At 71.0% G+C, this 19999-nt stretch carries 18 protein-coding genes and 1 tRNA gene; 14 read left to right on the forward strand and 5 right to left on the reverse strand.

Translation table 11 applies throughout. The features are described 5' to 3' along the window. Positions 1-115: 115 nt before the first annotated feature. Positions 116-1225: an LLM class flavin-dependent oxidoreductase gene (locus tag AB0K36_RS31790; protein WP_364600833.1), complete on the reverse strand. Its 1110-nt coding sequence runs from the start codon at positions 1223-1225 to the stop codon at positions 116-118. A gap of 101 nt (positions 1226-1326) precedes the next feature. Then, positions 1327-3771 carry a polysaccharide lyase 8 family protein gene (locus tag AB0K36_RS31795; RefSeq protein WP_364600835.1) on the reverse strand — a complete coding sequence of 815 codons (2445 nt, stop codon included), beginning with the start codon at positions 3769-3771 and terminating at the stop codon, positions 1327-1329. Positions 3772-3972: 201 nt separating this feature from the next. Between AB0K36_RS31795 and AB0K36_RS31800 the strand changes: the two genes are divergently transcribed. The 6 genes from AB0K36_RS31800 to AB0K36_RS31825 all read left to right on the forward strand — a co-directional run bounded on the left by AB0K36_RS31800 (position 3973) and on the right by AB0K36_RS31825 (position 11241). Further along, positions 3973-5028, forward strand: a complete 1056-nt coding sequence (locus AB0K36_RS31800) for a substrate-binding domain-containing protein (RefSeq protein ID WP_364600837.1) — start codon at positions 3973-3975, stop codon at positions 5026-5028. Positions 5029-5066: 38 nt separating this feature from the next. After that, a complete protein-coding gene (locus AB0K36_RS31805) occupies positions 5067-6839 on the forward strand; it encodes a glycoside hydrolase family 35 protein (RefSeq protein ID WP_364600839.1) in 1773 nt (590 codons plus the stop codon). 207 nt (positions 6840-7046) lie between these two features. Then, positions 7047-8378, forward strand: a complete 1332-nt coding sequence (locus AB0K36_RS31810; RefSeq protein WP_364600841.1) for an ABC transporter substrate-binding protein — start codon at positions 7047-7049, stop codon at positions 8376-8378. Between the two features lie 66 nt (positions 8379-8444). Next, positions 8445-9344, forward strand: coding sequence for a carbohydrate ABC transporter permease (locus tag AB0K36_RS31815; protein ID WP_364600843.1), 900 nt, complete (start codon positions 8445-8447; stop codon positions 9342-9344). 2 nt (positions 9345-9346) lie between these two features. Then, positions 9347-10216: a carbohydrate ABC transporter permease gene (locus AB0K36_RS31820; protein WP_364600845.1), complete on the forward strand. Its 870-nt coding sequence runs from the start codon at positions 9347-9349 to the stop codon at positions 10214-10216. A gap of 44 nt (positions 10217-10260) precedes the next feature. Further along, positions 10261-11241: a hydroxyacid dehydrogenase gene (locus AB0K36_RS31825; RefSeq protein ID WP_364600847.1), complete on the forward strand. Its 981-nt coding sequence runs from the start codon at positions 10261-10263 to the stop codon at positions 11239-11241. 81 nt (positions 11242-11322) lie between these two features. Here AB0K36_RS31825 and AB0K36_RS31830 read toward each other — a convergent pair whose 3' ends face one another. Both AB0K36_RS31830 and AB0K36_RS31835 read right to left on the reverse strand, forming a co-directional pair. After that, a complete protein-coding gene (locus AB0K36_RS31830; RefSeq protein ID WP_364600849.1) occupies positions 11323-12042 on the reverse strand; it encodes a maleate cis-trans isomerase family protein in 720 nt (239 codons plus the stop codon). Then, positions 12039-12842, reverse strand: a complete 804-nt coding sequence (locus tag AB0K36_RS31835) for a maleate cis-trans isomerase family protein (protein ID WP_229834881.1) — start codon at positions 12840-12842, stop codon at positions 12039-12041. Before AB0K36_RS31835 ends, AB0K36_RS31830 begins: the two co-directional genes overlap by 4 nt. Before the next feature lie 95 nt (positions 12843-12937). On the opposite strand from AB0K36_RS31835, the gene AB0K36_RS31840 reads away from it, so the two are divergent. Continuing rightward, positions 12938-13900, forward strand: a complete 963-nt coding sequence (locus AB0K36_RS31840; protein ID WP_364600851.1) for a D-2-hydroxyacid dehydrogenase — start codon at positions 12938-12940, stop codon at positions 13898-13900. Further along, entirely contained in the window at positions 13881-15266 is a 1386-nt protein-coding gene (locus AB0K36_RS31845) for an amidase (RefSeq protein WP_364600853.1), read from the forward strand. The genes AB0K36_RS31840 and AB0K36_RS31845 overlap by 20 nt, the downstream gene beginning before the upstream one ends. Before the next feature lie 51 nt (positions 15267-15317). Here AB0K36_RS31845 and AB0K36_RS31850 read toward each other — a convergent pair whose 3' ends face one another. Next, complete coding sequence (locus tag AB0K36_RS31850) at positions 15318-15818, reverse strand: DUF3830 family protein (protein ID WP_364600855.1); 501 nt, start codon at positions 15816-15818, stop codon at positions 15318-15320. Positions 15819-15887: 69 nt separating this feature from the next. Here AB0K36_RS31850 and ehuB point away from each other — a divergent pair, with 69 nt between their 5' ends. The 6 genes from ehuB (at position 15888) to AB0K36_RS31880 (ending at position 19988) form a co-directional block, all read left to right on the forward strand. Next, positions 15888-16742: an ectoine/hydroxyectoine ABC transporter substrate-binding protein EhuB gene (ehuB, locus tag AB0K36_RS31855; RefSeq protein ID WP_364600857.1), complete on the forward strand. Its 855-nt coding sequence runs from the start codon at positions 15888-15890 to the stop codon at positions 16740-16742. Continuing rightward, the gene (gene ehuC, locus AB0K36_RS31860) at positions 16739-17494 is read left to right on the forward strand and encodes an ectoine/hydroxyectoine ABC transporter permease subunit EhuC (protein ID WP_364600859.1); all 756 of its coding nucleotides are present in this window, start codon (positions 16739-16741) and stop codon (positions 17492-17494) included. The genes ehuB and ehuC overlap by 4 nt, the downstream gene beginning before the upstream one ends. Then, a complete protein-coding gene (gene ehuD, locus AB0K36_RS31865) occupies positions 17491-18141 on the forward strand; it encodes an ectoine/hydroxyectoine ABC transporter permease subunit EhuD (protein ID WP_159691732.1) in 651 nt (216 codons plus the stop codon). The genes ehuC and ehuD overlap by 4 nt, the downstream gene beginning before the upstream one ends. Then, the gene (gene ehuA, locus AB0K36_RS31870) at positions 18131-18895 is read left to right on the forward strand and encodes an ectoine/hydroxyectoine ABC transporter ATP-binding protein EhuA (protein WP_189467563.1); all 765 of its coding nucleotides are present in this window, start codon (positions 18131-18133) and stop codon (positions 18893-18895) included. The genes ehuD and ehuA overlap by 11 nt, the downstream gene beginning before the upstream one ends. A gap of 166 nt (positions 18896-19061) precedes the next feature. After that, a complete protein-coding gene (locus AB0K36_RS31875) occupies positions 19062-19820 on the forward strand; it encodes an IclR family transcriptional regulator (RefSeq protein WP_364600861.1) in 759 nt (252 codons plus the stop codon). A gap of 94 nt (positions 19821-19914) precedes the next feature. Further along, positions 19915-19988, forward strand: a tRNA-Lys gene (locus AB0K36_RS31880). Positions 19989-19999 lie beyond the last annotated feature (11 nt).

Here is a 19999-nt window from a genome sequence, read left to right on the forward strand (position 1 = left end):
GACCAATTTGAGCCAGAAAGCACCTGTCAGAGGCCTGCACCCGCTGCGAAAAACCGCTCGCCACCGTGGGTGACGAGCGGTTTAAGGCCCCGTTAATGAGCCACTGCCGAACGGCTCAGGAAGGAACCGGCGCGGCCGGAAGTCCGTACGCGTCGGCGATGAGTTCGTAGCTGCGCAGCCGGGCGTCGCCGCCGTGCGCGTTGGCCGTGATCATCAACTCGTCGGCGCCGGTGCGCTTCTGGAGGTCGTCGAGTCCGGCACGGACGGCGTCCGGCGCCCCGTGGACCACATTGCGCAGCCAGCTCTCCGCGACCTCGCGCTCCATCGGGGCGAAGTCGTACGCCTCCGCCTCCTCCGGCGTCGGGATCAGCCCCGGCCGGCCCGTGCGCAGCCGCACCATGGACAGCGCTCCGGTGAGGACCTGCCGGCGGGCCTCCTTCTCGTCGTCGGAGGCGAGTGCGGAGACGCCGATCAGGGCGTACGGGGCGTCGAGCACCGCGGACGGGCGGAAGGACTCGCGGTAGAGGTCCAGCGCCGGGACGGTGTTCTGCGCCGAGAAGTGGTGCGCGAAGGCGAACGGGAGCCCGAGCACGCCGGCGAGCCGTGCGCTGAAGCCGGAGGAACCGAGCAGCCACAGCGGTGGGCGGGCCGGCGACTGGACACCGCCGGGCGCGGTCGCCTGCACGGGACCGGGGACGGCGTGGATGCGGGCGTACGGGTGCCCGTCGGGGAAGTCGTCGTCCAGGAAGCGGGTCAGCTCGACGAGCTGCTGCGGGAAGTCGTCCGCGCCCTCGTTCAGCCTGTCGGTGCGGCGCAGGGCCGCGGCCGTCGCGCCGTCGGTGCCGGGTGCCCGGCCGAGACCGAGGTCGATCCGGCCCGGGGCGAGCGCCTCAAGGGTGCCGAACTGCTCCGCGATCACCAGCGGGGCGTGGTTGGGCAGCATCACACCGCCGGAGCCGAGCCGGATGCGCTCGGTGTGGGCGGCGAGGTGGGCGAGGATCACGGCCGGGGACGAGGACGCGACACCGGGCATGGAGTGGTGCTCCGCCACCCAGTGCCGGTGGTAGCCGCGGCTCTCCGCGAGCCGCGCCAGGTCCACGCTGGTGCGCAGCGCGTCGGTGGCGGTGCGCCCGCTGCCGACGGTGACGAGATCGAGCACGGACAGGGGTACGGGGGCGGTCCCGGCCGCCGTGCCTCGGATCTCGTCCACTGCGTCTGCGTTCACCGCTGGGCCCTCCTGCGTCTGTCGTACGTAGCCTCGACAGCAAACAGGAGGGCCACTCCGCTTATTCCCCGGCCCCGGAGGTCCGCACGGCGGCGGGCCGCTCAGGCCGTCCGGACCACCGCCCTGTGCACGGACCCGAGCGTGCCGGGCGTGATCCGCAGCTTCAGGGACGGGCCGGTGGCGAGCACCCGCACGGAGCTGTCCTGGGAGATCACGGAGGAGACGCGGCGGTCCCAGGTCAGGTCCATGGTGGCGCCGTCCCGCAGCGGCCCGGAGACACAGACCGTCGCGGTACCGGCCCCGCTCTCACGGATCATCACGGAGGCCGGCGCGCTCGCGGTCAGCGCGCCGACCGTGCCGCCGAACCAGAAGTTCACGCCGGTGAAGCCCACCGAGGGGACGTGCACCCCTTGGTGGTCGGCGGTGTTCGCGAGGACGGTGAGCCAGTCCGTGTCGGCGGCGCGTGCGGCGGTCCGCGCCTCGCTCGCACCGGGCATCAGGACGTACGCGTACGTCGCCCACGTCGGGTCGGTGCCGTGGTCGAACCACAGCGTCAGATAGCGGCGGGTGACCGGGTCCGTCACAGCGCCCTTGTTGATGTCCGACCAGGCGCCGGTACGGGCCTGGCGCAGCGCCTTCACGGTGGCGCCGCCCGGGAAGACGTAGCCGGCGTGGCCCGCGAGGTGGGCCCAGCGGGCCCCCGTCAGGGTGGCGCTCCACCCGGGCGAGGTGGGCCGGGGCGTTCCGTCGACGGTGAAGCCGTGGACGCCGTCCGCGCCGAGGTTGCGGTTCTCGACGACGGACTCGACGCCCGTGCCGTCCCTGCCGTGGATGCCCGCGCCGAGGCAGACGACCGCGTCGTCGAGGAAGAACCAGGACTTCTTGGCGAGGAGCGTGGAGGACAGCCCCTTGAGGTACTGGCCGACCGCCGCGTACGTTCCGTCGCTCGCGCCGCCGACCCAGCGGACATCGGGGCGGGCCGCCCCCCAGGTGCCTCCTTCACCGTCCGTCAGCGGCTTGCGGGAGGCGGTGGTGCCCGGCAGCCGGTAGGGGTCGACCGTGGGCCAGAAGTCGTCCGAGTACTGGCCGTTGGCGAAGGAGTCGCCCCACCAGTAGAGCATCCCGGAACCGCTGTGCCAGGCACGGAGGTTCTCGCCGTTGCCGTTCTCGTAGTACGTGATCCGGTCGGAGGCCATGGAGAGCGCGGCGGCCCAGCCGGGGCGGCGGTGCACCGCCCGGTCCATGCCGGGGAAGAGACGGTGGCCGACCGGCTCGGGGGCCGGCACCGCCGGGCTGTCGGCGACCGCCTTCAGCCGGGACAGCTGCGCCACGCCGAGCGCCGGGCTCGTCAGGACCGGGCGGTAGTAGTCGCGGTCGATCCAGCCCTTCACCATCGAGTCCCAGCGGGCCTTCTCGGCGGCGGAGGCGCTGCGGGCGAGCAGCGCGATGCACGCGATGATCGAGTGGCCACGCTGGTGGTCGTCCTGGTGGAGGCCGGTGGTGTCCGCCTTCTGCACGCCCCGGCTGACGGCCCGCCCGGAGACGCCGTCCATGGCGAGCCCGTTGAAGAGGAAGGGCGCGTACGCCTTCTCGACCGAGTCGAGGACGATCTGCCGGCCGGCGTCGGTGACCTCCCAGGCGGAGCCCTGGAGGAGGGCGAACATGAGGGAGAGTCCCCCGAGCATCACGGCGCCGTACGACCCCGCGTAGGGGACGTAGGTGTGCTGGATGAAGCTGCCGTCGGCGTGGAGGCCGTCGCCCGAGGTGACGTAGGGGAAGACCGGCGAGAGCGCGTCGCGTGCGAGGGCGAGCTTGGCGGAGTTCTTGCCGATCACCCCGCGCAGGGCGAGGACGCGGCACAGGTCGACGCGGTTGGCCCCGGTGGAGGTGCCGGTGTACTGCGCCACGACGCTGTCGGGGACGAATCGGTCGACGGCCGCGCAGTGTGCGGCGAGCCGGGCGGCACCCAGGTGGTCGTGCAGCAGGACGTCGACGTCGAGCAGCGCCTGCGGGATGCCGATCTGCCAGTTGTACCAGTTGCCGTAGCGGACGCCGCCTGCGTGGTACGCCTCGTCGTGCAGGTGGTCGAGGCCGGTGAGGATGTCGGCGAGCAGGCCGGCGTCGCCGGTCAGGCCGGTGCCGGGCCTGCTGTGCGCCTCGGCGAGGGTCCGCAGCCGGTTGAAGCTGATGCCGAGGTTGCCGGAGTAGGTGTACGACTCGGCGTCGGTGTCCGGCTCCGGGTCGGCGTACGGCAGTTCGGGCCAGAGCGAGCCGTTCGCGGGGGCCATCGTCGAGCGGAGGGCGGCGGCCGTGCGGCCGAGGGCGGTGAGTTTGGAGGCGTACGGTTCCGCCGTGGGGCTGAAACCGGTGCCGAGGACGAGGTCGCGCCAGGTGAGGCGGAGTGCGTCGTAGGCGTCGGCGGCGTGCGCGGCCGGAGCCGCGGCGGTGGCGAGCGGGCCGGCCGTCGCGGCGGCCAGGGCGGCGACCGAGGCGGCGCGCAGCACGGCGCGGCGGGACAGGAAGGCGGCGGGGACGTGGGAGGGCATGGCGGAGGAACCTCCGGAGCCGGGGGACGTCGTGGGCCTCGGGGCCCACGCTCGGGTGAGCGGTTTCTCTCACAGGCCCGAACAACGAGTCAATGAATCGCGCATTCTCTGCTCGAATTGATTGATCGAGCAGAAACGTGCACAGTCGATCAGAGGGCGGCTACACTGCGGCTCAGCCCGACGGAAGGGGAACCGGAGCAGATGCACGCCGAAGAGAGGCATCAGGCGATACTCCGCAGGCTCCGCGAGCACGGCTCGCTGCGCGTCACCGAGTTCGCCGAGGAATTGCAGGTCTCGCCCGTCACGGTCCGCCGGGACGTGGAGGCCCTCGCCGAACGCGGCCTGGTCGCCCGGGTCCACGGCGGGGCCGTCCTGCCGGAGACCCGCACAGGTACGGCGGGCGAGTCCCGGCCCCGACCCCGCGGCGAGGAGCCGGTCTTCGGACTGATCGTGCCGGCCGCCGACTACTACTACCCCGAGGTCATCAAGGGCGCCCGGGAAGCGGCCGCGGAACACGGCGTACGGCTTGTCCTCGGCATCTCCCAGTACAGCTCCGACGAGGAACGGGCGCAGGCGCGCCTGATGCTCGCCGACGGCATCGACGGGCTGCTGATCACCCCGTGCAGCTTCGCCGTCGCCCAGCCCTGGCTCGCCGAACTGCCCGTGCCGCACGTGCTGGTGGAGCGCCGCCCCGGGGACGACGCCTCCGGCGCCGAACGCGTGGTCACCGACCACGTCCACGGCGCGCGGCTCGCCGTACAGCATCTGGCCGGCACCGGGCGCCGGCGCATCGGCCTGATGCTCCGCGACGACAGTCCGCACGGCGAACCGGTGCTGGAGGGCTACCGCCGCGGTCTCGCGGCGGCCGGCCTCGACGCACCGGGCGCCGGTCCGTACCGGCTGCCGCCGCCCGCCGGCGAGGCGGCCGAACGGGAGAGGCTGCTGGCGGACTTCACCACGGCGGTCACCGACGGGCGGCTCGACGCCGCGCTGATCCACAACGACCACGACGCCATCGTCGTGCTCCAGCGCCTGCGGGCGCGCGGTATCGACGTGCCCGGTGACGTCGCGATCGTGGCCTACGACGACGAGGTCGCCTCCCTCGCCGACATCCCGCTCACCGCGATCGCCCCGCCCAAGCACGCCGTCGGGGCGGCGGCCGTCGAACTGCTCGCCCGCCGGCTCGCCGACCCCGACAGGGCCAGGCACCGGCTGGCGATCCTGCCCGAACTGCACGTCCGCTCTTCCAGCGTCTGATCGACCGGCGACCATCACGTCTTGACGGAGAGACCCTCATGTTCCGTGTTTCCACCGAGGGTTTCTCCCTCGACGGCCGACCCATGCGCCTGCTGTCCGGCGCGCTCCACTACTTCCGGGTGCTGCCCGAACAGTGGCCCCACAGGCTGCGCATGCTGCGCGCGATGGGCCTCGACACCGTCGAGACGTACGTACCGTGGAATCTCCACGAACCGCGGCCCGGCGTGTACGACTTCGACGGGATCGCCGACCTCGACCGCTTCCTCCACGCGACCCGCGAGGCCGGGCTGCACGCGATCGTCCGGCCCTCGCCGTACATCTGTGCCGAATGGGAGAACGGCGGACTGCCCTGGTGGCTGCTCGCCGACCGGGAGGTACGGGCACTGCGCTGCCAGGACCCGGCCTATCTCGCGCATGTGGACCGCTGGTTCGACCGGCTGATCCCCGTCATCGCGGCCCACCAGGTCAGCCGCGGCGGCAATGTGCTCATGGTGCAGGTCGAGAACGAGTACGGGTCCTACGGCACGGACACGGGATACCTGGAGCACCTGGCGGCCGGACTGCGGGCACGCGGCATCGACGTGCCGCTGTTCACCTCCGACGGCCCCGACGACTTCTTCCTGACCGGGGGCACCCTCCCCGGGCACCTGGCCACGGTCAACTTCGGCAGCCGCCCCACGGACGCCCTCGCGGACCTGGCGCGGCTGCGCCCGGACGATCCCGCCATGTGCATGGAGTTCTGGTGCGGCTGGTTCGACCACTGGGGCACCGACCACGTCGTACGCGACCCGGCCGACGCCGCGGGCGTGCTGGAGGAACTGCTGGCGGCCGGGGCCTCGGTCAACATCTACATGGCGCACGGCGGCACCAACTTCTCCACCTGGGCCGGCGCCAACACCGAGGACCCGGCCGCCGGCACGGGCTACCGGCCCACCGTGACCTCGTACGACTACGACGCACCCGTCGACGAGCGGGGAGCGGCGACCGAGAAGTTCTGGGCGTTCCGCAAGGTGCTGGAGCGGTACGCGGACGGACCGCTGCCCGCGCCCGAGCCGCCGGCGCCGCTGCTGCCCGCCCGCGAGGTGGCGCTCGAGGAGTCGGTGCGCCTCTTCGACGTGCTGGACCTGCTGGCGGGGCCCGAGGTGCGAGCCGCGGAGCCGCCGTCGTTCGAGGAGCTGGGCATCGGCCACGGTCTGGTGCTGTACGGCACCCGGATACCGGGCCCGCGCGGCCCGTACCCGCTCTCGGTGCAGGGGCTCGCCGACCGGGCGCACGTCTTCGTGGACGGCGAGGCGGCCGGCGTGCTGGAAAGGGACGCCGCCGAGTCCCTGCCCGGCGTTGCCGTGGGCGGGCCGCACGCACGGGTGGAGTTGCTCGTCGAGTCGATGGGCCGGGTCAACTACGGGACGGCTCTCGGCGACCGCAAGGGGCTCGCCCGCGTGCTGCACACCCAGCAGATGCTGCACGGTTGGTCGGCGCGGGCCGTGGAGCTCGGCCACGGGACGCCGGACGGCCTGCCGTGGGGAACGGCGGGCTCCGGCCCCGGGCCGGTCTTCCACCGGGGGTTCCTCGACGTCGCGGAGCCGGCCGACGGCTATGTGGCGCTGCCCGGCATGCGCAAGGGCTACGTCTGGGTCAACGGCTTCTGCCTGGGGCGTTACTGGGAGCGCGGCCCGCAGCGGACGCTCTGTCTGCCGTGGCCGCTGCTGCGGCGGGGCCGCAACGAGATCGTCGTCCTGGAGCTGGACGGGCCTCTGCCCGAGGACCGCCGTCCGGTCGTGGAGCTGCGCGAGGCCCCCGAGCTGGGCTGAGCCGGTCCGCGCCCACGGAGGACGAGTGGGGGCTGAGCGAGCGGACACAAGAGATCGAGAGTTCGATCGTTTCTGCTCGTTTGTTCATTTGCTATTGACTCTGTTCGAACCTGGCCGAAAGATGTGCAGCAACTCGCCGCCCCCTCGGGGGCTGTCCGGCGGGTCAGGGCCGGACGAGCCCCCAGGCCTCCCGTAGGAGCAGCGCTCATGCACACCACTTCCCGTACGTCCTCCATAGCCCTCGCGGCAGCCGTCGTGTCCCTCGCGGTCCTCGCCACGGCGTGCGGGGGCAACGGCGGCGGCGACCAGGCGGACGCCGGCAACGGCACCGCCGGCAAGCCCGTCGAGATCACCTACTGGTCCTGGATGCCCGGCACCAAGGACATGGCCGCCGCGTTCAACAAGAGCCACCCGAACATCAAGGTCACCTTCGCGGAGATCCCGGCGGGCCTGAACGGCGGCTACGACAAGATCTCCAAGGCGGTGAAGGCCGGCAACGCGCCCGACGTCGTCAACGTCGAGTACCAGGCCGTCCCGGACCTCGTCACGCAGGGCCTGCTCCGCGACTCGTCCGCCGAGCTCGGCGACTCCGTCGAGAGCTACGCCCCCGAGGCCGTCCGCGACCTGGTCGAACTCGGCGGCAAGACCTGGGCCTCCCCCTACGACGTGGGCCCCCAGACCCTCTACTACCGGACCGACCTGTTCAAGCAGTACGGCATCGAGGTCCCGAAGACCTGGGACGAGTTCAAGGCGGCGGCCGAGAAGGTGAAGACCGCCTCCAAGGGCGAGGCCCGCCTCCTCGACTTCTGGGGCGACGACACCGCCACCTGGGCCGGTCTCGCCCAGCAGGCCGGCGCCAAGTGGTACGGCTCCAGCGGCGACGCCTGGAAGGTGTCCATCACCGACCCCGCCACCAAGAAGGTCGCCGACTACTGGAAGGACCTGGTCAAGGAAGACCTCGTCCTCAACCACAAGGCGTGGAGCCCCGAGGCCACCAAGGCCGTGACCGACAGCAGGGCGATCGCCCTGATCGGTGCCTCCTGGAGCGCCGGCGGGATCAAGACGACGTACCCGAAGCAGCAGGGCAAGTGGGCCGAGGCCCCGCTCCCCCACTGGGGCGAGCCGGCGACGGGCGCGGTCGGCGGTTCCGCCTTCGCCATCACCAAGGACAGCGAGAAGGCCGCCGCGGCGGCGCAGTTCATCAAGTGGGCGACCACCGACGAGGAGGCGGTCAAGGCCCGTCTCGCCGCCGGCACGTCCAGTGCCCTGCCCGCCGCGGAGAAGCTGCGCGCCACCGCCAAGTCGACGTTCGACGCCTCGTTCTTCGGCGGCCAGGACATCTACGCCGTCGCGGGCGAGCAGGTGCCCGCCATCGCCGCGGGCTGGAGCTGGAGCCCCGTGCACAACTCCACGACCATGACCATGCAGGCCGAGTTCGGCAAGGCGCAGAAGAGCGGCGAGTTCTGGGCCGCGTTCCAGGCCGGACAGGCGGCGGCGGAGAAGGCGATCACGGACCGGGGTCTGAAGCTCGCGAAGTAAGCCCCGCGTCGGGCCGGGCTCTCCAGCCCGGCCCGACGAGCCGATCGTCCCAAGGAGTTTCCGCCGATGACACCCCGGCCCGGCATCGGGCGGCGCAGCACACCGGTGCTGTTCATCGCCCCCTTCTTCATCCTCTTCCTCGCCACCCTCGTCGCCCCCGTCGGCTACGCGGTGTGGATGAGCCTCTTCCGTGAACAGGCCACGTCGGGCCTGGGGTTCGGCGGTACGCAGACCCTCTTCGTCGGCGTCGACAACTACCTGCGCGCCTTCGACGACCCCGGCTTCCGCCGCGGCTTCCTGCACGTCGCCCTGTACTGCGTGATCTACATCCCGGTCATGGTGGGCGGCGCCCTCCTCCTCGCCCTGCTGGTCGACTCGGCCATGGCCCGGGCGAAGAAGTTCTTCCAGCTCGCCTACTTCCTTCCGCACGCCGTGCCCGGCCTGATCGCGGCGATCATCTGGGGCTTCCTCTACACACCCGGACTCAGCCCGGTCATCGACCTGCTGTCCTCCTTCGGAGCCGACTGGGACTTCCTGGGCCCGGACGCGGTGATCTTCTCGCTCGTCAACGCCGCCGCCTGGCAGTGGATCGGCTACAACATGGTGATCTTCTACGCGGCCCTTCAGGCGGTGCCGAGGGAGACCCTCGAAGCGGCCACCGTGGACGGCGCCGGCGAGCTGCGGACCGGCTGGTCCGTGAAACTTCCGATGATCCGGTCCTCCGTGGTGCTCACCATGCTGTTCACCGCCGTCGGCGCGATCCAGCTCTTCAACGAGCCGGAGGTGCTGCGCACCCGGGCGTCCTCGATATCCCAGGACTGGAGCCCGGTGATGTTCATCTACCAGGCCGCCTTCACCGAACACGACTACGGCCTGGCCGCCGCCGCGTCACTGATGCTGGCACTGCTCGGCGCCGCGCTCTCGTTCGTCATCACCCGGCTCGGCAACCGCTGGAAGGAGGCGTGAGCATGCCCGCCCCGAGCACCTCCCCTGTCGGCTCGACGAGCACATGGGCGTCGCGCACCGTCGTCAACACGCTGCTGGCCCTCGTCGCCCTGTACACCCTCATGCCGCTCAGCTGGCTGCTGGTCAACGCCACCAAGAACAACGGCGACCTGTTCGGCCGGCCGGGATTCCGGCTCGCCGAGTTCAACCTCTTCTCCAACCTCGCCGATCTCTTCGCGTACCAGGACGGGATCTTCGGCCGCTGGCTCGCCAACAGCATGCTGTACTCGGTCGCCGGCGCTCTCGCCTCGACGCTGATCTCGCTCCTCGCGGGCTACGCCTTCGACAAGTACGCCTTCCGGGGCAAGGAGAAGCTGTACGGCCTGGTGCTGCTGGGCATCCTCGTCCCGCACACGGTGATCTCGCTGCCCATGTACCTGATGGCCTCCGAGATCGGCCTGGTGAACACCTACTGGTCCGTTCTCGTCCCCGGCCTGGTCAATCCGTTCGGCGTGTACCTCGCGCGGGTCTTCGCGGAGAGCTACGTCCCCGGCGAGACCCTGGAGGCCGCCCGGATCGACGGGGCGGGAGAGCTGCGCACGTTCCGCTCCGTGGCGCTGCCGATGCTGTCGCCCGCGTTCATGACGATCTTCCTCTTCTCGTTCACCGGCAGCTGGAACAACTTCTTCCTGCCGCTCGTCATGCTGAACGACTCCGCGCTCTATCCGGTGGGCCTCGGCCTGTTCAACTGGAACGCCACCCTCGCGCAGGAACCGCAGTTCTACGCGTTCGTCATCACCGGATCGCTGCTGTCCATCGTGCCGCTCGCCGCCGCCTTCGTCGCGCTCCAGCGCTACTGGCGCTCCGGCCTGACCGCGGGAGCCGTCAAGTGAGGTCCGCGCACCGCCCGTACCGCCGTCCCCGTACCGTCCTGGCGATGGACCTGCCGGTCCGCCGGGCCCTGTTCGACGACGCGGCACTCGCCCGGCTTCTCGCCGTCGCGGACACGGATCCGTCGTGCGTGGTCGGCGACTTCGCCGACCCGGCGGTCGCGGACCGGCTCGCGGAGGCGGAGGCGCTCTTCACCGGCTGGGGCTGCCCACCGCTGACCGCCGGGGCACTCGAGCGGATGCCGCGGCTCCGTACGGTCGTGCACGCGGCGGGGTCCGTGAAGCACCACATCACCGACGCCTGCTGGCAGCGGGGCCTCACGGTCGCCTCCGCGGCGCAGGCCAACGCCCTGCCGGTCGCCGAGTACACGGTCGCCGCGATCCTCTTCGCCGGGAAGCGGGTGCTGCACACGGCGCGCGTGTACCGGGAGCAGCGCCGTTGGGTGAGTCCCATCGACGTCGTCGGCTCCGGCGGCAACTACGGCCGCACGGTCGGGGTCGTCGGCGCGTCCCGGATCGGGCGGCGGGTCGTCGAACTGCTGCGTCCGTACGACCTGCGGATCCTGCTGCACGACCCGTACCTCCCGGCGGACGAGGCGGAACGCCTCGGCGTCCGCCTGGTGGATCTGGACACCCTCGCCCGCTGCAGCGACGTGGTCACCCTGCACGCCCCCGAGCTGCCGGAGACCCGCCACCTGTTCGACCGTGCCCGGCTCGCGGCGCTGCCCGACGGTGCCACGGTCGTGAACACGGCGCGGGGCTCGCTCGTGGACACCGCCGCACTCATCGACGAACTGGTCTCCGGCCGGCTGAACGCCGTCCTCGACGTGACGGACCCGGAGGTCCTGCCGGCCGACTCACCGCTGTACGACCTGCCCAACGTGCTGCTCACCCCGCATGTGGCCGGCTCCCTCGGCAACGAGCTGGGCCGCATGACGCACGCGGCACTGGACGAGCTGGAGCGGTACGGGCGCGGTCTGCCGTTCACCGATCCGGTCCACCCGGAAGCCCTCGCCCGGTCCGCATGACCGGCGGGCAGCCCCCGTACGACGGCCGGCCGGCGTCCCTCGAGGGAAACGCCGGCCGGCCGTCACCGTGGGGCGCGCGGCTCACTCGGGGCGGGCGAAGAGCCTGCCCAGCTTGTCGCCCCAGGCACGCCGGTCCGCCAGCCGCAGGCCCTCCCACACGGTCACCTGGTTCGCGGTGATCACCGGCTTGCCCAGCGCTTCCTCCAGGTCGGCCAGGTGGGCGACGGTGTGCAGGGCCGTGTCCGGCATCAGCACCACGTCCGCGTTCGGATGATCGGCCGAACGGGCGAGTTCGAGGACCTGCTCGCGGTCCCAGGTGCCGACCTCCTCCGCCGTCAGGACGCCGGCGTCCCGGCCGGAGACGACCACGGCGCCGGACTTCTCGAGGAAGGCCGCGAAGTACTCCGTGACGTCCGCCGGATAGGTGGCGGCGATCGCGACCCGCGGCGTGCCCAGGTGCCGCACGGCGTGCACGAAGCCGAACGAGGTGCTGGAGGCGGGCATCCCCGCCACCTTGGCGAGCTCCCGCACCTGCTCGTGGGCGCCCTCCCACCCGTGGACGAAGCTTCCGCTGGTGCACGCCCACACCACCGACTCGGCCCCCTCCAGCCGCAGCGCCTCCACACCGGCGGCGAGCCGCTCCGGCGAGCCCATCTTCAGCAGCGCGTCGACGCGGTGCGCGTCCTCGCCGATGTCGGTGTGGATGATGGGCAGCCTGATGTCGCTGTCCAGCAGGACCTCGAGCCGTGGGTAGTCGTCCTCCGCGGAGTGTCCCGGGTAGAGAAGTCCGACCGTCGTCATGTCCAGCCTTCCTGTTCTTCGGGCTGCGGCTCCGGCTGCGCGTCCGGCAGCGTGCCTGCGAGTGCCTCCGGCTCCATGAGAAGTGCCTGGTAAGGGCCGACGGCCCGGGAGCCGATGGCGCGCAGCGCGGCCCACATCGTCACCTGGTTGGCGGACAGCACCGGCATCCTCAGCTCGGCCTCCAACTGCGGGATCGTGTCGTACGTCGCCAGGTTGGTGCAGCTGATGAACAGCGCGTCGGCCGCACCGACCACCGCCGTTCTCGCCATGTCGACCACCGCCCGGTACGGCACCTTCCAGATGTGGCGGGTCAGGCCCAGAAAGGCGCAGCCCGTCACCGTCACTCCAGCTTCTCCCAGATATGCCTCCAGTGAGCGGGTGACCGACTCCGTGTAGGGCGTGACCAGGGCGATCCGGCAGGCGCCGAGCTCCTCCAGCGCTTGGAGCAGCGCCCCGGAGGTGGTGAGGGAGGGCACCTCGCCCGCCGAGTTCATCACCTCGCACATGGCGCGTTCCCCGGCGAGGCCCCCCACAAAACTGCCCGAGGCGCAGGCGTACGCGATGACCTCGGGTTCGGACGCGCCGAGTGCCCGGACGGCCTCACGCAGCGTCTCGTGCTCACTCACCAGACGGGCCAGGTCGAGGGAGACCCCGACGGGCACGAAGGGGGTGCGCGTCAGGCGCAGCGAGACGTCGTCGGGGACCCAGCGCCACAGCTCACGGTCGAGCGCGAAGTCGAACGGGGCGACCACACCGACGCCGTGCTGCGGCTGCGGTCCACCCAGAAAGGAGACATCCATCGCAGGCCCCCTTGGTGTCTTGTTGACGACGGTAGGTTCGGGTGCGAGCGTGGTCAATCCGTACATGTCAGACGTGAGGGAGCGGTTTCCGCCCGATGTCCGAACCGAAACTTCTCGTACTGGCCGCCGATCCCCTGCCGCGGCTCGGCAGGCTGACCGGAAAGGTCCGTGTGGCCTACGCGGACGAGGACACTCTCGCCGACCAACTCCCCTCCGCCGACGCCTTGTTGGTATGGGACTTCACCTCCGACGCGGTCCGCAGGGCCTGGCCGGGCGACGGCCCGCGGCCGCGCTGGGTGCACACCCCGAGCGCCGGCGTGGACCGGCTGCTCTGCCCGGAACTGGCCGAATCCGACACCGTGGTGACCAACGCCCGCGGGATCTTCGAGGCGCCCATCGCCGAATACGTGGCCGCCCTGGTCCTGGCCATGGCCAAGGACCTGCCCGGCACCCTCGACCTCCAGCGGCAGCGGCACTGGCGCCACCGCGAGGGCCTGTCGGTGGCCGGCACGCGGGCCGCGGTGGTCGGCGCGGGACCGATCGGCCGGGCGATCTCCCGCACGCTGAGGGCGCTCGGGGTCCGCACCGCCGTGGTGGGCCGGACGCCCCGCGACGGCATCCATGGCGTCCGCGACCTCGATCCGCTGCTGGCCCGCGCGGACTGGGTGGTGTGCGCGGCGCCGCTCACCGACGACACCCGGGGCATGTTCGACGCCCGGCGCTTCGACCTGATGCAGCCCTCCGCCCGGTTCGTGAACGTCGGACGCGGGCCGCTCGTGGTCGAGAGCGACCTGGTCGCCGCGCTCGACAAACGGTGGATCGCCGGAGCCGCCCTCGACGTCTTCGAGCAGGAGCCGCTCCTGCCCGACAGCCCGCTGTGGGACACGCCGGGCCTGATCGTCTCGCCGCACATGAGCGGAGACACGGTCGGCTGGCGCGACCGGCTCGGGGAACAGTTCGTCGACATGTACGAGCTGTGGTCCGCCGGAAAGCCCCTTCCGAACGTGGTGGACAAGAAACGTGGGTACGTCCCCATGCATGACGACTCGCCTGACTGACCTCACCGCACGTCGACTGCTGGCCGGCTACCGAAAGGGCGACTTCTCCCCCGTCGAGGCGACCCGCGCGGCACTGGAACGGATCGAGGAGACGGAACCGCAGGTCAACGCCTTCGTCCGGGTCGACGCGGAGGAGGCCATGGCCCAGGCGGAGGCGTCGGCGCGGCGATGGCACCACGGCGAGCCGGAAGGGCTGCTGGACGGGGTGCCCGTCACGGTGAAGGACATCCTGCTGCAGCGCGGCGGCCCCACACTGCGCGGCTCGTGGACCATCGGCAGCGAGGGCCCGTGGGACGAGGACGCGCCGTCGGTCGCCCGGCTGCGCGCCCACAACGCGGTGTTCCTCGGCAAGACGACGACCCCCGAGTTCGGCTGGAAGGGCGTCACCGACTCGCCCCGGCACGGAGTGACCCGCAACCCGCTGGACCCGTCGCGCACCGCGGGCGGCTCCAGCGGCGGGAGCGCGGCGGCCGTCGCACTGGGCGCGGGCGCGCTGTCGCTCGGCACGGACGGCGGCGGCTCGGTCCGTATCCCGGCGTCCTTCTGCGGTGTCTTCGGGCTCAAACCGACGTACGGGCGGGTGCCGATGTATCCGTCGAGCCCCTTCGGGACGCTGGCCCACGTCGGGCCGCTGACACGGGACGCGGCGGACGCGGCGCTGATGCTCGACGTGATCACCGGCGAGGACTGGCGCGACTGGTCCCACCTGGGCCCGTCGTCCTCGGTGGCCGCGGGCCTCGCCGATGGCGTCAAAGGCCTGCGGATCGCGTACTCGCCGTCGCTCGGCGGCCAGGTCGCGGTACGGCCCGCCGTCGCCGCGGCGGTACGGCGCGCCGTGGGCGCGCTGGCGGAGGCCGGGGCGTACGTCGAGGAGACCGACCCCGACTTCACCGACCCCCTCGAGGCCTTCCACACCCTGTGGTTCAGCGGCGCGGCGCGGCTGGTGCAGCACCTCGGCACGAAGCAGCGCGAGCTGCTCGACCCCGGCCTCCGGGAGATCGTCGCGGCCGGGGCGCAGTACAGCGCCCTCGACTATCTGGCGGCGGTCGACACGCGGATGGCGCTGGGCCGGCGGATGGGCCGCTTCCACACGTCGTACGACCTGCTGGTCACACCGACGCTGCCGATCACGGCGTTCGAGGCGGGCGCGGAGGTCCCCGCGGGCTCACCGCACCACCGCTGGACGGGGTGGACCCCGTTCACGTACCCCTTCAACCTGACGCAGCAGCCCGCGGCGTCGGTGCCGTGCGGCACGGACGGGGCGGGCCTGCCGATCGGCGTCCAACTCGTCGGTCCCCGCCACGCGGACGCGGTGGTGCTCCGCGCGGCGCACACCCTGTACGAGTCGGGCGTACCGACCGCGTAGCCGCCCGCGCCGGGCCGTTCCCCCGCGCAGCGGACCCCGCCCGCACACCGCCTACGCCCGCCGGAAGGACAGCGTCTCCCCCGCCGCGCCCGTCCGCCACAGGTCCTGGCACGCGTCGGCCATCACGTCGAGCCCTTCCACGACCTCGCCCCAGACGATGCCCGGCACCCACCCGGTGTCCCCGTTCAGCAGCAGGTTGTTGCGTTCGTAGAACAGCGCGAGGTCCACGACCGTCGCACGCCCCCGGTGCGCGGCGGCGGGCTCGTAGCCGTAGGAGTCCGTGCCCAACTGGACGTCCGTGAAGGTGAAATAGCACAGATCACCCGGGATGGGGGTGACCGTCGGGTTCTCCAGCGGCGGCTCCTGCGCGGCGAACGCCGGCAACAGCGCATAGATCTCGTTCCGCGCATACTTCGCGTGGTAGACATCTCCGGCGAGCGGCAGTGCCTCCCACACTGCCGCGCAGGTCAGCGGGGCTTTGTCGAAGAGCAGACGGGCGGTGCACTCCACGCCTCGCTTGCTCAAGGCAACGGTCAGGTATCGGTCGGCCATTTCGTACGCATACCCGGCGAGCGCCCGGGTAGCCGCGCGCCCATGGCTCGTACAAGACAACCAGGATCGATGAGCAGACGCGCCCTGTTGCTCGGCACGGCGGCCGCCGGCGCGCTGACCGTCGCCGGTGCGGCGGGGTGCAGTCGTGTGCCGTCCGGCGACGCGCTGGCCCGGCTGAAGTCCCAGGGCACCGTGCGCCTCGGCATCGCGGGCGAGGTGCCCTACGGCTATGTCGATGAGCAGGGCGAGTTCACGGGCGAGGCCCCTGAGCTGGCCCGGGTCATCTTCCAGCGGCTCGGGATAGACAACGTCCAGCCGGTCGCGACCGACTTCGCCTCCCTCATACCCGGGCTGAACTCCCAGCAGTTCGATGTGGTCTCCGCCGGGATGTACATCAACAAGGAGCGGTGCGAGCAGGTCATCTTCGCCGACCCCGAGTACCAGATGCTCGACTCGTTCATCGTGCGCAAGGGCAACCCGAAGAACCTGCGCACCTACGAGGACGTGGTGAAGGCGAAGGCGAAATTCTCCACCGGAACGGGCTACGCCGAGATCGCCTACGCGGTCGCCGCGGGCATTCCGGAGAAGGACATCGTCATCCTCCAGGACCAGGTGGCCGGGCTGAACGCCGTCGAGTCCGGACGCGTGGACGTCTTCGCGGGCACCGCGCTGACCGCCCGCGAGGTGGTGAGGAAGAGCACCAGGGCGGAGGCGACCGAGCCGTTCGCGGCCGTGGTCGACGGCGAGAAGCAGATCGACGGCGGCGGGTTCGCGTTCCGGCCGACCGACACCGAACTGCGTGACGCCTTCAACGTGGAGATCCACAAGATGAAGAAGAGCGGCGAGCTCTTCCGCATCCTGAAGCCGTTCGGCTTCACGAAGAACGAGATGACCACGCTCACTGCCGAGGAGCTGTGCCGATGACAGCCGGACTCTGGCAGAACTGGGTGCTGCCCGGTATCTGGATCACCGTTCAACTTCTGGTCTACAGCGCGGTGCTGGCGGCCGTCGTCGCCTTCGCCGTCGGCACGGCACGCACCCACCGCTCGCGGACCGTCCGCTTCCTGGCGGGCGTCTACACCGAGATCTTCCGCGGCACCTCCGCGCTGGTGCTGATGTTCTGGCTGTTCTTCGTGGTGCCTCCGCTCATGGGCTGGCAGCTCGTCCCCATGTGGGCCGCGGTGCTGGCACTGGGCCTGTCGTACGGCGCCTACGGCGCCGAGATCGTGCGGGGCGCGCTGAACTCGGTGGCCGTCGCGCAGCGCGAGGCGGGCATCGCGCTGAGCTTCACGCCGTGGCAGCGGCTGCGGCTGATCCTGCTGCCGCAGGCGGTGCCGGAGATGATGCCGTCGTTCTGCAACCTGCTGATCGAGCTGCTCAAGGGCACGGCCCTGGTGTCGCTGCTGGGTGTGGGTGACGTCTCCTTCGCCGCCTACCTGGTGCGGCTGGCCACCCAGGAGAGCGCGCAGATCTACACGATCAGCCTGGTCATCTACTTCGTGCTCGCCTTCGCCCTGACGCGTTCCATGAAGGCGCTGGAGCGCAGGACCAAACGGAACGTCGGCATCGAGTCGCCGCCCGGTCTGCTCGGCGGCCTGTTCGCCAGGGACCCGGGCAGTGAGCGGGCCGAGGACAAGCTCGCCGGTACCGCGGTGGCGGGGGGTGCTTCGAAGTGACCTGGGACTGGTCCGCGATCGCGGACTTCATGCCGCGCTTCTGGGACGGCGTGCTGATCACGCTGCAGGTGCTGGTGCTCGGCTCGTTGATCTCGTTCACCCTCGGCCTCGTCTGGGCGATCGCGTTCAGGGCGCCGACCCGTTTCATCCGGTGGCCGGTGAACCTCGTCACCGAGTTCATCCGCACCACCCCGCTGCTGGTGCAGCTGTTCTTCCTCTACTTCGTGCTGCCGGAGTGGGGCGTGCAGTTCTCCGCCCTGACCACGGGAACGATCGCGATCGGGCTGCACTACTCGACGTACACCGCGCAGGTCTACCGCGCGGGCATCGAAGCGGTGCCGCCCGGGCAGTGGGAGGCGGCGACGGCACTGAGCCTGCCCGCCCACCGCACCTGGATCGCCGTCATCCTGCCGCAGGCCGTGCGCCGGATCACGCCCGCACTCGGCAACTACGTCATCGCGATGCTCAAGGACACTCCGCTGCTCGCCGCGATCGGCGTGCTGGAGCTGCTCCAGCAGTCTCGGCTGGAGAGCGCGTCGACGTTCCAGTACACCGAGCCGCTGACCCTGATCGGCATCGCCTTCGTCCTCATCGCCTATCCGGCTTCTCTTCTCGTACGAGCCCTGGAGCGCCGCCTTGTCCGCTGACCTCACCGGCACCACGCCCGACACCCTGATCCGGTTCGACAACGTCACCAAGAGATTCGGCGACAACACGGTCCTCGACGATCTCTGCTTCTCGGTCCGCCCGGGCAAGCACGTCACGCTGATCGGTCCGTCCGGCTCCGGCAAGACCACGATCCTGCGACTGCTGATGACCTTGGAGCGGCCCGACGAGGGCACGATCCAGGTGAACGGCAACCGGCTCTTCCCGGCCCCCGAGAAGGAGCGCCGCGAGGCGCGCAAGAAGATCGGCATGGTCTTCCAGCAGTTCAACCTGTTCCCCAACATGACCGTGCTGCGGAACCTGACGGAGGCCCCGGTACGGGTGCTGGGCCTCTCCAAGGACGAGGCCGAGGTGCGGGCCAAGGAGCTCCTCGACCTGGTGGGACTGGCCGACCGCTGCGACGCGAAGCCGACACAGCTCTCCGGCGGCCAGCAGCAGCGGGTGGCGATCGCCCGGGCGCTGGCCATGCGGCCGCAGGTGCTGCTGCTCGACGAGGTGACCTCGGCGCTCGACCCCGAGCTGGTCGCCGGGGTGCTGGACCTGCTGCGTGACATCGCGCGCACCACGGACATCACCATGCTCTGTGTGACCCATGAGATGAATTTCGCCCGTGACATCTCGGACGACGTGCTCATGTTCGACGCCGGGAAGGTGATCGAGTCCGGTCCGCCGGAAAAAATCTTCTCGGATCCGGAGCACGAACGTACTCGCGAATTCCTCGGCGCGGTGCTCTGACCTCTCACTCCTTCGGTCAAGCCTGCCCCTGGCATATGCCATGATGATGCGCCCCAGCGTGTGACGCGGGGCGCCTCATCATTTACGCCAACAGGCGCCCATCAAACGGGTCTTGGCCGCTATCGTGGTAGGGAAGCTTGCGGTAACAACCTGCTAGGGGGAAACCGTGGCGCTGAAGCCCGAGCCGACCGCGCCGTTCCACTCGGTGCAATACGTCTTGCGCGTCCTGGAGACGATCTCCAAGCACAGCGGTGGAGTCACCGACGTCCAGATCGCACGGGAGGCCGGCCTGCCGACCGGCCACCTCGCCCCGCTGCTGGCCATGCTCCGCCGCGAGGCGTATGTGGAGCAGGTCGCCGACGGCGCCTACGTGATCGGCGAATCGCTGGTCCTGCTGGGCTCCGGCGCCACTCGCAAGGAGGCGCTGGCGGCCAAGCTCCAGGACACCCTGACCGAGCTGCGCGACTCGGTCGGCGCCGCCGTCTACATCAGCCGTTACATCGACGGTGAGGTCAAGATCACCCAGTTCGCCGACGGCCCGGGCACGCCGAAGGTGAACGAGTGGGTGGACTTCCGCTCCGCCGCCCACGCCAGCGCGGTCGGCAAGTGCCTGCTGACCCAGCTCGACGTGAACGGCCGCCGCGACCATCTCTCCCGGCACAAGATCGCCCGTCTGACCTCGCGCACGATCACCAGCGAGCGGCTGCTCTTCTCCAAGCTGGACAGCCAGCCGCCGACGGTCCCCGTCCTGGATCTCCAGGAATACGCGGTGGGCACCGTCTGCGCCGCCGTACCGCTGACGGCCGGCTCCTCCGTGGGCTGCCTGGCCCTGTCCCTCCCGGTCGAGCACGCGCACCGGCTGCGCTCGGCCGCCGACACCCTGAACCGCCGGGCGGCCCCGGTGGTGCTCTCGCTCGCGATCTAGGGCCGCCTGCGGCGCCCGCCTCGTACCTGGTCCGGAGCACCCCTTCGGACCAGGTACTATTAATGAGTCAGCCGCGGAGCGGCAGACAAAAGAGGCGCCGCTAGCTCAGTTGGTTAGAGCAGCTGACTCTTAATCAGCGGGTCCGGGGTTCGAGTCCCTGGCGGCGCACAACCAGACCC

The organism is Streptomyces kurssanovii (assembly GCF_040677245.1).
In the GTDB taxonomy this organism is placed as follows: domain Bacteria; phylum Actinomycetota; class Actinomycetes; order Streptomycetales; family Streptomycetaceae; genus Streptomyces; species Streptomyces kurssanovii.

What these genes read in the sequence shown, in the direction of transcription:
- AB0K36_RS31820 (WP_364600845.1), top strand. Translation starts at nt 9,347, where the DNA reads ATGCCCGCCCCGAGCACCTCCCCTGTCGGCTCGACGAGCACATGGGCG.
- ehuC (WP_364600859.1), top strand. Translation starts at nt 16,739, where the DNA reads ATGACAGCCGGACTCTGGCAGAACTGGGTGCTGCCCGGTATCTGGATC.
- AB0K36_RS31815 (WP_364600843.1), top strand. Translation starts at nt 8,445, where the DNA reads ATGACACCCCGGCCCGGCATCGGGCGGCGCAGCACACCGGTGCTGTTC.
- AB0K36_RS31810 (WP_364600841.1), top strand. Translation starts at nt 7,047, where the DNA reads ATGCACACCACTTCCCGTACGTCCTCCATAGCCCTCGCGGCAGCCGTC.
- AB0K36_RS31835 (WP_229834881.1), bottom strand. Translation starts at nt 12,842, where the DNA reads ATGGATGTCTCCTTTCTGGGTGGACCGCAGCCGCAGCACGGCGTCGGT.
- AB0K36_RS31805 (WP_364600839.1), top strand. Translation starts at nt 5,067, where the DNA reads ATGTTCCGTGTTTCCACCGAGGGTTTCTCCCTCGACGGCCGACCCATG.
- AB0K36_RS31830 (WP_364600849.1), bottom strand. Translation starts at nt 12,042, where the DNA reads ATGACGACGGTCGGACTTCTCTACCCGGGACACTCCGCGGAGGACGAC.
- AB0K36_RS31825 (WP_364600847.1), top strand. Translation starts at nt 10,261, where the DNA reads ATGGACCTGCCGGTCCGCCGGGCCCTGTTCGACGACGCGGCACTCGCC.
- AB0K36_RS31845 (WP_364600853.1), top strand. Translation starts at nt 13,881, where the DNA reads ATGACGACTCGCCTGACTGACCTCACCGCACGTCGACTGCTGGCCGGC.
- AB0K36_RS31800 (WP_364600837.1), top strand. Translation starts at nt 3,973, where the DNA reads ATGCACGCCGAAGAGAGGCATCAGGCGATACTCCGCAGGCTCCGCGAG.
- ehuB (WP_364600857.1), top strand. Translation starts at nt 15,888, where the DNA reads ATGAGCAGACGCGCCCTGTTGCTCGGCACGGCGGCCGCCGGCGCGCTG.
- AB0K36_RS31840 (WP_364600851.1), top strand. Translation starts at nt 12,938, where the DNA reads ATGTCCGAACCGAAACTTCTCGTACTGGCCGCCGATCCCCTGCCGCGG.
- AB0K36_RS31850 (WP_364600855.1), bottom strand. Translation starts at nt 15,818, where the DNA reads ATGGCCGACCGATACCTGACCGTTGCCTTGAGCAAGCGAGGCGTGGAG.
- AB0K36_RS31795 (WP_364600835.1), bottom strand. Translation starts at nt 3,771, where the DNA reads ATGCCCTCCCACGTCCCCGCCGCCTTCCTGTCCCGCCGCGCCGTGCTG.